13 protein-coding genes are annotated in these 13315 nt (G+C 45.5%); 8 read left to right on the forward strand and 5 right to left on the reverse strand.

Going from position 1 to position 13315, the window contains the following annotated elements:
- Positions 1–17: 17 nt before the first annotated feature.
- The 4 genes from KO537_RS05815 to KO537_RS05830 all read right to left on the reverse strand — a co-directional run bounded on the left by KO537_RS05815 (position 18) and on the right by KO537_RS05830 (position 4217).
- On the reverse strand, positions 18–740 hold the full coding sequence (locus KO537_RS05815; protein ID WP_219234047.1) for a TorF family putative porin: 723 nt from the start codon (positions 738–740) through the stop codon (positions 18–20).
- A gap of 183 nt (positions 741–923) precedes the next feature.
- Positions 924–1289, reverse strand: coding sequence for a cupin domain-containing protein (locus tag KO537_RS05820; protein ID WP_219234048.1), 366 nt, complete (start codon positions 1287–1289; stop codon positions 924–926).
- Between the two features lie 30 nt (positions 1290–1319).
- Positions 1320–2810 (reverse strand): CoA-acylating methylmalonate-semialdehyde dehydrogenase, encoded by a 1491-nt coding sequence (locus tag KO537_RS05825; RefSeq protein ID WP_219234049.1) that lies wholly within the window; start codon positions 2808–2810, stop codon positions 1320–1322.
- Between the two features lie 69 nt (positions 2811–2879).
- Entirely contained in the window at positions 2880–4217 is a 1338-nt protein-coding gene (locus KO537_RS05830; protein ID WP_219234050.1) for an aspartate aminotransferase family protein, read from the reverse strand.
- 280 nt (positions 4218–4497) lie between these two features.
- Between KO537_RS05830 and KO537_RS05835 the strand changes: the two genes are divergently transcribed.
- The 6 genes from KO537_RS05835 to KO537_RS05860 all read left to right on the forward strand — a co-directional run bounded on the left by KO537_RS05835 (position 4498) and on the right by KO537_RS05860 (position 9764).
- Positions 4498–5994 (forward strand): aldehyde dehydrogenase, encoded by a 1497-nt coding sequence (locus KO537_RS05835; RefSeq protein ID WP_219234051.1) that lies wholly within the window; start codon positions 4498–4500, stop codon positions 5992–5994.
- 422 nt (positions 5995–6416) lie between these two features.
- A complete protein-coding gene (locus KO537_RS05840) occupies positions 6417–6824 on the forward strand; it encodes a hypothetical protein (protein WP_219234052.1) in 408 nt (135 codons plus the stop codon).
- Positions 6825–6930: 106 nt separating this feature from the next.
- Positions 6931–7326, forward strand: a complete 396-nt coding sequence (locus KO537_RS05845; protein ID WP_105249914.1) for a hypothetical protein — start codon at positions 6931–6933, stop codon at positions 7324–7326.
- A 261-nt stretch (positions 7327–7587) separates the two neighbouring features.
- Positions 7588–8001 carry a septal ring lytic transglycosylase RlpA family protein gene (locus KO537_RS05850; protein WP_219234053.1) on the forward strand — a complete coding sequence of 138 codons (414 nt, stop codon included), beginning with the start codon at positions 7588–7590 and terminating at the stop codon, positions 7999–8001.
- A 290-nt stretch (positions 8002–8291) separates the two neighbouring features.
- On the forward strand, positions 8292–9149 hold the full coding sequence (locus tag KO537_RS05855) for a sulfurtransferase (protein WP_219234054.1): 858 nt from the start codon (positions 8292–8294) through the stop codon (positions 9147–9149).
- A gap of 108 nt (positions 9150–9257) precedes the next feature.
- Entirely contained in the window at positions 9258–9764 is a 507-nt protein-coding gene (locus tag KO537_RS05860; RefSeq protein ID WP_198573926.1) for a DUF2937 family protein, read from the forward strand.
- Here KO537_RS05860 and KO537_RS05865 read toward each other — a convergent pair.
- Entirely contained in the window at positions 9748–11055 is a 1308-nt protein-coding gene (locus KO537_RS05865) for an FAD-binding oxidoreductase (RefSeq protein WP_219234055.1), read from the reverse strand. The two genes, KO537_RS05860 and KO537_RS05865, sit on opposite strands and share 17 nt — an antisense overlap.
- A gap of 236 nt (positions 11056–11291) precedes the next feature.
- Between KO537_RS05865 and KO537_RS05870 the strand changes: the two genes are divergently transcribed.
- Both KO537_RS05870 and KO537_RS05875 read left to right on the forward strand, forming a co-directional pair.
- Positions 11292–11840: a cupin domain-containing protein gene (locus KO537_RS05870; protein ID WP_028760885.1), complete on the forward strand. Its 549-nt coding sequence runs from the start codon at positions 11292–11294 to the stop codon at positions 11838–11840.
- A 712-nt stretch (positions 11841–12552) separates the two neighbouring features.
- A complete protein-coding gene (locus KO537_RS05875) occupies positions 12553–13314 on the forward strand; it encodes a gamma-glutamyl-gamma-aminobutyrate hydrolase family protein (protein WP_219234056.1) in 762 nt (253 codons plus the stop codon).
- Position 13315: the final 1 nt, after the last annotated feature.

A 13315-nucleotide genomic window follows, 5' to 3' on the forward strand; every position in this document is an offset into this window, starting at 1 on the left:
TCTAACTTAAGGCGAAATTAAAATGCGTAACTTACGCTCGCAAGTACGGTATCTGAGTTTTTAAATGCACCGTCAGAGATTTTTTGGTCACCGCTGAGATCTGTGCCTAACCAAGCGAGAGAAAGCCCAAAGCCTGCCAATTCGGTCGATACGCCAACAGAGTAATCTGAGTAGCTATCAAAACCTTCACCATCATCTAAGGCATCACCCACGTTATAGCCGTAGTGCAGATTGATACTCCAGTTTTCAACAAATTCGTAGGAGTAGTTTAGTTCTCCATAGTGATAGTCTAAATCAGTACCACCGTAATCATTGGTAAACCAATAGGCTAGGCGAAAGCCCTTAAATTCCATACCCGTAATCACTTCGAAATAACCTATATCACTCTCGCCTGAGTAGTTATAACGGTTAAGGGTGATGTCGTAGGTCAGATCTTCGTTGATCTCACCACCATAGGCGACATAGAAATCGTATTCGATCGCTGGGCCGTTATAACCTGGCTCATCAAAATCCACGTTACTTGCCCAAGCGCCGACAGAGAAACCTGAGTCGAAGCTCCAATCAATACCGCCTTGCAGGGCAGGATCTCCAGCGGTTTGTGATACGCCGCGAAAACGATAGTCGTTAGTAAGACTAATTTCCCCAGTCACTTCGGCGGCGACCATGCCGGAGAATAGGGTCGTGGTTAGCGCGAGTCCGACAAGCTGTACCAGCCGTTTTTTTTTCAGATTGTTATGCACGGTATTTCTCCCATTTTCTTTGTTGACTCGGACGTGTTACTGGCGACCATGGTTATTCAATCGCGCCAGTGCATCCGTTGGTTTGCCAAACAACAGCCTAGGAAAACCCGTTGCTGTGACCTCATGGCGAGTTATTGCTAAGATAACTTAGCTTTTTTGAGGCTAACATCAGCCTCGTTAATCTCACTTTTGTTCGAAAATGACGTAAACCTTGCGGCAGGGCTCCACGACTTCCCAAGTGCCTTGAAAACCCGCGGGTATGATAAATCTGTCACCCACAGTGAACGTCTGCGATTGACCTTGAAGATCGGTGATAACACTTATTCCTTCGAGGATTTCGCAGTACTCGTATTCAGTGTAGTTTATTTTCCAAGCGCCTGATTCACTTTGCCAAATTCCACTGTGAAATTGATCACAAGGGCTAGAATAATGATTCTCTAACCCTTGAGTTGGATTGCCAGTTAACAACTTTTCCGCCGGTAACTGATAGGTTTCGACGGGTGTTTGCGCCGTAGCAAAGCGAATAATGGCGTTGATGCTCACAGTCATTTGCGATTTCCTTGTTGAGCTGACATTCGGCTATTTCATCGTTGGCATCACAAACTCGGCTTGAGTCTGTTTACCCACCGGCCAGCGGGCAGTAATTGCCTTACGCTTAGTATAAAAACGCACGCCATCGGGGCCATGCATATGCAGCGGCCCAAACAGTGAACGCTTCCAACCGCCAAAACTGTGGAACGCCATTGGTACTGGGATCGGCACGTTCACCCCAACCATACCGACTTGCACGTGGTGACAGAAATGCCTTGCCGCTTCACCACTTTGGGTGAAAATCGCCGTGCCATTACCAAATTCGTGTCGGTTAATCAGCTCAAGCGCCGTTGGGTAATCTTTCACGCGCACAATCGCCAGCACTGGGCCAAAGATTTCTTCGCGGTAGATGCTCATTTCAGGCGTGACGTGGTCGAACAAACAGGCGCCGAGGAAATAACCCTGTGGATTTTCTTCAACACTCAGTTTACGGCCATCGACCAGCAGCGCTGCGCCTTCTTGAACACCGGCTTCAACATATTGGGTGACCTTAGCAAGGTGCTGCTTTGAGATCAGCGGGCCCATTTCCATCTCTGTCACCAGGCCGTTGCCGACTTTTAAGGTTTGAATTTGCGGTAGCAGTTTTTCCACTAACGCGTCGCCCACATCGCCTACCGCGAGTACAACTGAAATTGCCATACAACGCTCACCAGCACTGCCGTAAGCGGCACCCATTAAGGCGCTAACGGCTTGATCTAAATCTGCATCTGGCATGAGTAACATATGGTTTTTCGCGCCGCCTAAGGCTTGCACGCGTTTGCCATGTTTAGAGGCTGTGCTGTAGATGTATTCGGCAATCGGCGTTGAGCCCACAAAGCTCACCGCTTGCACATCTTTATGGGTGAGTAAGGTATCGACGGCTTCTTTGTCGCCGTTAATCACGTTAAACACGCCATCGGGAAGACCTGCTTCTTTAAGCAGCTCGGCAATACGCATCACCGAGCTTGGGTCTTTTTCTGAAGGTTTCATAATAAAGGTGTTACCGCAGGCAATGGCGATTGGGAACATCCACATGGGAACCATCACGGGGAAGTTAAAGGGCGCTATGCCTGCGACAACACCTAAAGCTTGATTAACTGACCAAGAATCGACGCCGCCACCCACTTGCTGGGTGTGTTCACCTTTAAGCAAGTGCGGAATACCACAGGCAAATTCGACCACTTCGAGACCTCGGATCAACTCGCCCTTAGCATCGTCTATCACTTTGCCGTGCTCGCGGGTGATAAGCTGCGCCATTTCATCTAGGTTCTGCTCAACTAAGGCTTTGAATTTAAAAAGCACTCGAGCACGGTTGAGCGGCGTGACTTGCGACCAGGTTTCAAAGGCATTTTTTGCGATTGCGATGGCTTCGCCGACTTCGGTTTCGCTTGCCAGTGAGACTTGGCCACGTAGCTCACCCGTAGCGGGTTCAAAAATATCTTGGGTTCTTATACTGGCAGGGGTGTGCTGACCATTAACAAAATGAGTGATCTTGAGCATAGTTAACCTTTGAAGTTCCCCGCCGCAGCGGGGTGTTAAATGTGAGAGTGGAACGAACCGCTGGTGCTATTATCCAACAGCGTTAATGGCATCGCTTAGGCTATTAACCATTTGGTCAATCTCGCGTTTATCGACAATCAGTGGCGGTGACATGGCAATGATGTCGCCCGTGGCTCGTACTAAAGTGCCGTGGCGGAAGCAGTGTTCAAACACGCCGTAACCCCGTTTACCCGCGCCTTGAGCGTTAGGGGAGAATTGAATCCCCGCCACTAAGCCTGTGTTGCGGATATCAATCACATTCGGTAACCCTTTGAGGCTGTGTACTGCGTCTTCAAAGTAGCGTTCAAGCTCAAAACTGCGTTCGAATAATTGCTCATGCTCATAAATTGATAGGGTGGCAAGCGCCGCAGCCGCAGCCACTGGATGACCGGAATAGGTGTAGCCGTGGAAGAACTCAATCAGTTCATTGGGGCCTTGCATGCAAGTGTCGTGGATAAAATCTTGCACGAACACAGCGCCCATAGGGATGGCGCCGTTATTGATGGCTTTAGCCGTGGTGATTATATCTGGGATAACGCCCCAACGTTGACTCGCAAAAGCGGCGCCAACGCGGCCAAAAGCGGTAATGACTTCGTCAAAAATCAGTAGGATGCCGTGCTTTTTAGTGATTTCACGCAGACGTTTTAAGTAACCTTGTGGCGGCAATATCACCCCAGCAGAACCTGACATAGGTTCAACGATTACAGCGGCAATATTCTCGGCGCCATGTAGGGTCACTAGCTGTTCTAATACTTCGGCTTTTTCTGCGCCAAAGTGCGAGAGTCCACGGGTAAATGCCGCATTTTGGATATCTAAGGTATGAGGTAAGTGATCGACGCCTTGCAATAATTGCCCACTAAATGCTTTGCGGTTATTGCTTAACCCACCCACAGAGATGCCACCAAAGCCGACACCGTGGTAACCCATTTCTCGGCCGATAAAGCGAGTGCGTGAGGCTTGACCGTTGGCTCTGTGATAGCAAAGTGCCATCTTAAGCGCAGTATCGACGGACTCAGAACCTGAGTTAGTAAAGAAGACCTTGTTTAATCCCTCAGGACTGAGCTCGACTAAACGCTCGGCAAGTTCAAAGGCGATAGGATGACCCATTTGGAAGGAGGGCGCGTAGTCCATCTCTTTAATTTGTTTGCTGACTGCTTCGCTTATTTCCTTGCGACCATGGCCTGCGTTACAACACCATAAACCTGCGGTGGCATCTAACACTTTATTACCATCAATATCAGTGTAATACATGCCTTCGGCCTTGGCGAGTAACCGCGGACTGGCTTTGAATTGGCGGTTAGCGGTAAAAGGCATCCAGAAATGTTCAAGTGAGGGTACGCTTGAGGAATTGAGCGGCAAATCGGCCATAGTGTCTACCTTGTCCTGTATTTTCAGGTCTTGTTTTAGGGTGGCTAATATTTGCTATGCTATGTTAGAAATAATGAACATGGAAGAGCCGTGTGCAGTTATTTGTGGCAAAAAAGCTATTTTTGTAAAAAATATTGAATTTTATTGCTTAAACAGCGTAACCTGAAGCTCGGATTATGACTGTGATGATATTTAGCATTTGCGTTAAAGTCGTCATAGACCACTATTTTCTTGTCGATGAACGATAAACCACACCTATACGAATTATTAAGAGGTCATCATGAGCACACCGAAGAAACGCAGCGAATGGGAAAGTCTGGCTGCCAGCCTGTCTATTAATGGTAAGGCGTTTATCAATGGCGAATACCAAGATGCCGTTTCGGGTAACACCTTTGATTGTATTAGTCCTATCGATGGCCGCTTGTTGGTAAAAGTGGCGAGTTGCGATCTTGCAGATGCCAATCTTGCGGTTGCTAATGGCCGCAGCGTATTTGAGTCTGGTGTTTGGTCGCAGCAGTCTCCGGTAAAGCGCAAACAAGTGATGATACGTTTCGCCGAGTTACTGGAGGAAAATGCCAATGAACTCGCGCTGTTAGAAACCCTCGACATGGGTAAACCGATTCGTTTCTCCAAGGCTGTGGATGTAGTGGGGGCTGCCCGTGCGATTCGCTGGTCTGGTGAAGCGATTGATAAAATTTACGATGAACTCGCGCCAACCGCTCACAATGAAATAGGCATGATCACCCGTGAGCCTGTGGGGGTTGTGGCCGCGATAGTTCCGTGGAACTTCCCAATGCTGATGGCGTGTTGGAAGCTCGGGCCCGCGCTGGCCACGGGTAATAGTGTAGTGTTAAAACCCTCTGAAAAATCACCCTTAACGGCTATCCGCATGGCGCAACTCGCCATTGAAGCTGGGATCCCACAAGGCGTATTAAACGTGTTGCCAGGATTTGGTCATACCGTAGGTAAAGCCTTAGCATTGCATATGGATGTGGATACGTTGGTGTTCACAGGTTCCACCAAAATTGCTAAACAATTAATGATTTACGCTGGTGAGTCGAACATGAAACGCGTGTGGTTAGAGGCGGGAGGCAAGAGCCCCAATATCGTCTTTAATGACGCGCCAGATCTAAAAGCCGCCGCTGTTGCTGCGGCCGAAGCCATTGCCTTCAACCAAGGTGAAGTTTGCACTGCAGGTTCGCGTTTGCTGGTGGAATCTGGGGTGAAAGATGAGCTTATCGCGCTTATTGCTGAGGAGTTAGCCTCATGGCATCCGGGGCATCCACTCGATCCCGCCACTGTGAGCGGCGCCGTTGTCGATAAACAACAGTTAGACACAGTGCTCAGTTACATCAAAGCGGGTAAAGACGAAGGTGCAACCTTAGTCCACGGTGGCTGCCAAGTTATGGCCGACACGGGTGGTGTGTATGTGCAGCCAACGGTATTTTCTAACGTAAACAATCAGATGAAAATTGCCAGCGAAGAGATCTTCGGCCCTGTGTTATCTGTTATTGAATTTAATGGCATGGAAGAAGCGATATCAATCGCCAACGATACTATTTACGGTTTAGCCGCTGGTGTATGGACATCGGATATCAGCAAGGCCCATAAAACTGCTAAAGCTCTGCGCTCTGGCATGGTATGGATCAACCATTACGATGGCGGTGATATGACAGCGCCATTCGGTGGCTATAAACAATCAGGTAATGGCCGAGATAAATCTCTGCACTCCTTCGACAAATACACAGAATTGAAAGCGACTTGGATCGTGCTATAACCGCTCTTTTTTGTCTATATAAGAGAAGGAGCCGCTTTCGCTCAATACTAAAACCTCTTTTCATATTACATGGAAAGAGGTTTTTTATTTTTTGTAGCTCAAGGCGTCCCCATTTTTCTAAGCCATATTTCACTTGTAAAATCTGCATCTGTTACCGTAAATAAAATGTTACCGTCTTGATTCGTAATGTTGTTGCTCATTTATACCCGATAGAATATTGACTTTAAACACTCCCATTAATATCTCAATTTACTTCCATTCTTATCTGCTTCATAAATATCGTAAGTTATCGCTTATAAATTTGTGGCTTTCAAACATTACCATTAATGCACTTAGTCATAGTGTAGTGGCATAGTGTGAAAAGTGTTGTAAGTTATTTGTGATATTATAGGGTGCTTAGATCATTGAATAAGAAGACAAGTATGAACAACGTAGAAGAGTTTGGGGCAATCGTCAGTAAAGCTCTCGATAGTTACAAATCTGATTTTATGGAACTTGTTAGGGAATATGCGATTTCTTGTAAGAATCAAGGTGAGGCATATTGCGATTTTTTTGTCGACATTGCCTCTATGATGAATGGCGCATGGCTTTTAACCGCAGTATGTGAGTTTGAGGATGTTTCTGAATTTAAAGCCTTTAATTGGTATCAATTATTGAATGTTGATATAGACAATATGCCAGAAGATGATTTGTTCTCCCTACAAAATAAGCTATATGAAATCGGTTATATTTGGTTGGTGGAGCAATTGATTTCCTCTAAAAAAGAAATAAAAAGTATCGAAATTAGGTTGTTTCATAATGGCAGCAATGAATACCAATCTTTGGCATAATTAGCTTCTAACAGAGCTAAACGACATCAGTCACTGGGCTCATTGGATAGACTTTTTTGTGTGTGGTTATGCCATACCGTTGGTAGTATTTACCTCTAGGGCAAGTATGAAGAACTTTATTAGCAAAGATCTAGATATTGAAGAGTTTAAAAAAAGATTCGATAACACCAGAGAAAGTTTTATAAATTCTCTAAAAACAGCAAGTAAAGGTTATCGAAATGTAAGGTTCTTCGCTTGTGATGAAAGTGGAGTCCCCATTAAATGGGTATGGGATGATGAAACGTTCACACATAACTGGGAAGAGGGCACTCTTGAAGACGCTATTCAGTTTGCCCGTCACATGATAAATAGTGGAATGTATTTTGCGTTTATGGGTTGTTTGTCTGGTTCCAGTGATCTTGATATTTGGCTGACCACCTTTGAAAACCCCATAAAGAAACCTACATGGCCAAGTGGTAAAGAACCCAAATTTGAGATTATCCATGAAGTGTTAACTCGTTAGGGCTTTGTTTACCGATCTAAATTAGGAAACAAAGCCTCGTTATGACTGCATATTTTATCTCAAAGTAAGAGCATTCACCTGTAAATACGTGATTTTAGCGTGCAACTGCTGTAGCCTCGTGGAAATTTATTGTTTCTTATTTTGATCTTTTAGGATGCAGGTCTTGAGCTTTGCCATCTAAGGTTGTTCGTTATTTCCCTGTGATTTTTGCTGAGCCTATCACTCGTCAGCAAAGCGTTCACTCATTAGAGAGGGTGTCATGTGAATGCACTTCAAAACCCAATTAGGCAGTTCAATGTCGTCAAACTATTTGCACTGGCATTGCTAAGCTTTTTGGCCGGCTGCTCTTCAATGCAGACGGGTGAGAATGGAAACTGGGTGGGGTTCACGGAAGCTGGTCAGGCTTCATTTTATGGGGATAAACATCAAAATAAGCAGACGGCCAGTGGTGAACTTTACAAACATAAATTAAAGACAGCAGCACATAAAAAGTTACCCTTTGGCTCGAGTGTTAAGGTCACCAATGTCGATAATGGCAAAAGTGTGATTGTGAAAATCAATGATAGAGGGCCTTTCGTGCGTGGCCGCATTATTGATCTGTCTAAATCGGCGTTCAGTAGCATAGGCAAAACTTCCTCTGGTTTGATTGATGTGAAAATTGAAGTCATTAAATAGCGGCTATTTTGAAAACGGCTATCTTGAACACGGCCATATCGAAAAAATTGTTTTGAAAGCTGCATCTTAAAAATGAGCAGTTTGAAAGCACTATCTTCAAAACACGGCTTCGACGCAATCTAATGATTGAATGCACTAATGATTGAATGCACTAATGATTGAGCGCATAAAGTCGAGTCCACGCTTTTAAAGAAAAGACAAAGCAGACAATTTGTTAAGCTGATATTTGGGCTTTACGGCATTTGGTGAGAGACTAGCGGCAGATTTGGATAACAGTAAAAGGACCCGCTATGGAATACCCACTTGTTAGTACGCAGTGGCTCGAAGCACACCTCACCGATCCCCATTTAGTCTTGCTCGATGCCAGTATGGAAACCGTTATTGGTAAAGAACCCTTAGTTTACGATGAGCCTATTTGCATTCCGCGCTCACGTCGATTCGACTTGGAAAATGTGTTTTGCGATAAGACTTCAACCCAAATTCATGCCTTGCCGACGTTTGAGCAATTCAGCCAAGGGATAGCCCAACTTGGGATTGAGGTCGACAGTGTTATTGTTATCTATGATAACCAAGGCATTTATTCATCTCCACGGGCGTGGTGGACCTTTAAAGTCATGGGCTTTAATCGAGTCTATGTGCTTGATGGTGGCTTGCCTCAATGGATTGAAGAAGACCGCATTACCTCATCGCGTTATCAAGCCGAAGGCGTCGATTATGGCCCGACGGATATCGATACTTTGGCGGATGTGCTGCAATACCACCCCGAGCTTGTGATGGATGCCGAGGCCGTGTTATCACGAATTGAAGATGCCGGAACGGCGATTGTCGATGCCCGTGGTGCGCCACGCTTTTTAGGGCAAGTGAGTGAGCCGCGCCCAGGTGTGCGCTCAGGACATATTCCTTGCTCGGTTAATTTACCCTTCGCTCAAGTGCTCGATGGTAATAAAATCAAAACGGTCAGTGAGCTACAGTCTATTTATCAAGGGCTAGCAGCGGATAAATCCGCAAGGATATTCAGCTGTGGTTCTGGGATTACGGCGTGCATTTTGATCTTAGCTTCGGTCGCCGCGGGGCATAAAAATCCCATCCTCTATGACGGTTCATGGGCGGATTGGGGCAGCCGTAACGATCTGCCGATAGAGTGTTAATTGAGTATCACCATTGAAATTAGTGCTGTAGATTAATTAAGTTAGCGTGGTTTTTGTTGAACATCATGTGACTTCTACGTCGTTTGGCTAAATGCCAAGGAGAAACCTTTGATAGCGAGATTGATCGATAAGTTGGTATTTGGATTTATTTTAGTGATTGCCTTACAGTTACCACAACTGGCTGATCATTATCAGCAATTTTTATCAGGCCTTTATGAATCGACTCGATGGCAGGTAGAAGGTTACGAGGCAACGGCTAAGGAATATCATTACGTCGATGTTGATGCCATGATTGCCCGCCACCAGCAAAATGAGGAGCCAAGTGTGCGTGCCGACGCTGAGCAAAAGGTACAGACACTGGCGCTTTATAAAGCGTTAACACAGGGCGTGGCGATTTTTAATACGGGCAATTTGTTTGAGAAAACTGCCTATATGTTTAACCCTGTTCGCTTTGATTATCTTGAGAAAACCATCAGTAACTTTAAGCCAGGGATACCTTTAACTTCTAGTGGTATTGGCTTTGGCGTCTTGGTGGCTTTAGTCGTGCATTATCTTGGGTCTATCCCTTTTATCCTGTGGGCAAGGCGTAACAAGCGACTTAAAACAAGTCCTTAAATCTGTGATACAGCATGCCTGCCGCGAGCATAGGTGAGCGGAACGTCGGGCCGCCGGGGAAGGTGATGTGTTTGATTTTAGCAAACACATCGAAATGTCCCGCCTGTTGGCAAATAGCCTCGGCAAGCAGTTTTGCCGCCATGTGAGTGGCATTCACGCCATGTCCCGCATAGGCTTGGGCGTAAAAAATATTATTTGCATCGGGAAGGCGACCAATTTGTGGCATACGGTTAGCACCGATACCTATCATGCCGCCCCATTCATAATCGATACGTACCCCTTTTAATTGCGGGAAAACCTTCTCAAGATTCGGTCTCAGTGCCGCTTCAATGTCTTTCGGATCTTTACCCGAATAGGTACAAAGGCCGCCAAACAGCAAACGACGATCTGCCGATAAGTGAAAGTAATCTAAGGTAATTCGCATATCGGCGAAGGCCATATTCTGCGGGATAATGCTCGCGCATTGGGCCTCAGTTAAGGGCTCTGTCGCCAATAAATAACTGCCTGCAGGTAATACTTTCCCCCCTACAAAGCTATTAAGTTTGTGGCCGATATAGGCATTGCCCGCCAGCACTAAGTATTGGCATGTGACTTCGCCCTTAGCGGTAATGACCTTAGGTTTGGCGCCTTGAATGATTTTTTCAGCAGCGCTGTACTCAAACAACCTAGCGCCGAGATTGCGGGCGACGCGAGCTTCACCGAGGGCAAGATTAAGTGGGTGCAGATGACCGCTACCCATATCAACTAGCGCGCCTTGATAAAAATCTGAGCCTATGACTTCACCTAATTGCGACTTAGTTAACAGCTTGATTTCTTGCTGATAACCCATGGCTTTGAGTGCGCTAAATTCTTCTTCAAGCTCATCCATGTGACGAGGTTTTACCGCTAAGTCGCAATAACCCATTTGCAGATCACAGTCGATACTGTGTTCTTGTATGCGATTTCGCACAATTTCGACGGCTTCAAAGCCCATCTGTTGAATTGCTTGAACACCTTCAGTGCCTATTTCACTTTGAAATTGTGCAGGGTCATGGCCTATGCCGCGAATGAGTTCGCCGCCATTACGTCCCGATGCGCCCCAGCCAATTCGCCTCGCTTCTAACAGCACGACACTCATACCACGCTGCGCGAGTTCTATGGCGGTATTGATACCGCTAAAGCCGCCGCCCACTATGCAGACATCGGCATTGATATTGCCTTCGAGTTGTGGGTGAGCGTAAATTTCTTTAGCAGTATCAACATAATAAGAGTGTGGATACTGTTCACTGTGCACTGGAGGTTTGCTTGCCATTATGGCTCCCAAAAATTGTTTTTATTGTAAATTGGACTTGTCTCAGTATACTCATCACACTTTTAACATGACGCAAAAAAGTGTTCGTTTTATTTAACACGCTTTTTATGTAGAATACAATGAAAGCAGTAAAACACGCGCTTTTTGGGCGAAAATGCGTTCTGGATGGTGTTTATCCTGAACAACCTGTTCGTCATCTATCGGGATTGACCCGAGCCTTTAGGGGGATGTGAAATTTGGATATTGGAGCCAGCCTCAAAACTGTTCGAAAAATGAAAGGCTTATCTCAACGAGAATTAGCCAAACGTGCTGGTGTGACTAACAGTACGATTTCAATGATCGAGAAAAACAGTGTTAGCCCGTCAGTCAGCTCTTTAAAAAAAGTGCTGTCGGGTATCCCGATGTCTTTAGTGGACTTTTTCTCCATTGAAGCCTCAACGGATAGTGAGCAAAAGGTCGTCTATCGATCCAATGAATTACTGAATATCGGGACTGGACCACTTGAATTTAAACTGATTGGCCGTGATTACCCGAACCGCGCAATGTCAGTGATGAATGAGATTTACCCACCCGGTTCAGATACGGGTGAAGAGATGCTAAAGCACGAAGGTGAAGAGGCCGCTATGGTGATAGAAGGTAAATTCGAACTCACTGTTGGGGATGAAGTGTATATTTTGGAAGCGGGTGACAGTTATTATTTTAACAGTGAATTGCCCCATAGATTCCGCAATCCCTTCGATGAACCTTGTCGCCTAGTGAGTGCGACTACGCCTGCAAACTTCTAATTAAGTCATTAACTTACCCTATTATTCAACATATTAGGCCACTTATTCGCTAAAAGTGAGTGGCCTAATACTGTTATTCAACATTCCTGCGTATTTATACCAATCACATTAAATATCTAATCAGTTCAGAGCCTCACAGGCATTTCAATCCAAGGCGCATTGACGCAGAAATGGTCATTCCCTTTTAAGTCAATGCAACACGGGAGTGGGATGCCTGTGAGGCTCCCGAAGGGCGGCTGATGTTTACTACATGGCAACGCACTTTATACTGCGTTTAAGGCTTTCGACAGAGCACCACTATGCCTTAAGCCTTCGCCTTGTCTAAAGCGCGTTGAACTCCCGCTGAATGAACAGATATTTAATACGATTGGTATTACCTGCTTTCTAACCCTGTCATATTGGTTATGTATCCTCTTCTTTGTGTAAATAATATTGGTTCAAATTTGGTTCGAATACGGTTTAATTTACCCTGTAAAAAGTGAGCTTTATGCTGGTGTAACCGCTGGTTTATATACATGAATTAGCGTGAAATGGGAAAAATATACATTTAACTACATGTTATTTATGCTTATTAAGAATAAGTGGATTAAATAACCTTTAACAAGTGTTTAACCTCTTGCCTAGTGCTAAATTTCGGTGTACTGTGTGAAAAAATGAACATTTAAAGGCGAAGTGTTCGTTATGCTAGTAAAATCAATTCTAAAGGTGAGATATGTCAGCCGATTTACCCCTCATAGGTGTTATTGCATGCAATCAACAATTGGGATCACACCCCTTTAATATTGTTGGTGAAAAATACCTTTTAGGCGTAGTTAATGGCGCGAAAGGCTGGCCGTTAGTGATCCCATCTTTAGGTGGCGATTTACCGATAGACGCTATTTTAGAGCGTCTTGACGGTATTTTGTTTACTGGCTCTCCTTCTAATGTAGAACCCCATCTTTATGCAGGCCAGCCGAGTGAGCTTGGTACACACCATGATCCTAAACGTGACGCGACAACTTTGCCGCTGATCCACGCTGCTATTGCTGCTGGGGTACCTGTATTAGGTATTTGTCGCGGTTTTCAAGAAATGAATGTGGCTTTTGGTGGCAGTTTGCATCAGAAGCTCCATGAGGTGGGTGGCTTTATTGAACATCGAGAAGATAAAACCGCATCCTTAGATGTGCAGTATGGGGCTTCTCACAGTATTACTGTTGAGCCCGGGGGGCTTATTTACGAGGCCTGGGGCTGTAACTCTGCAGAGATTAACTCTGTACATACTCAAGGCGTGGAGCGCCTGGGTGTTGGGTTGCGGCCAGAAGCTTATGCTCCAGATGGGTTAGTGGAGGCTTTCTCCGTAATTGGTACTAAAGAATTTGCCCTCGGTGTGCAATGGCATCCAGAGTGGAAGGTGAGCGAGAATCCGTTTTACCTCTCCATTTTCAATGCCTTCGGTGATGCATGCCGACGTAGGGCTACAACTCGAGTGAAATAAT

The organism is Shewanella sp. NKUCC01_JLK (assembly GCF_019345615.1).
GTDB lineage: Bacteria > Pseudomonadota > Gammaproteobacteria > Enterobacterales > Shewanellaceae > Shewanella > Shewanella oncorhynchi.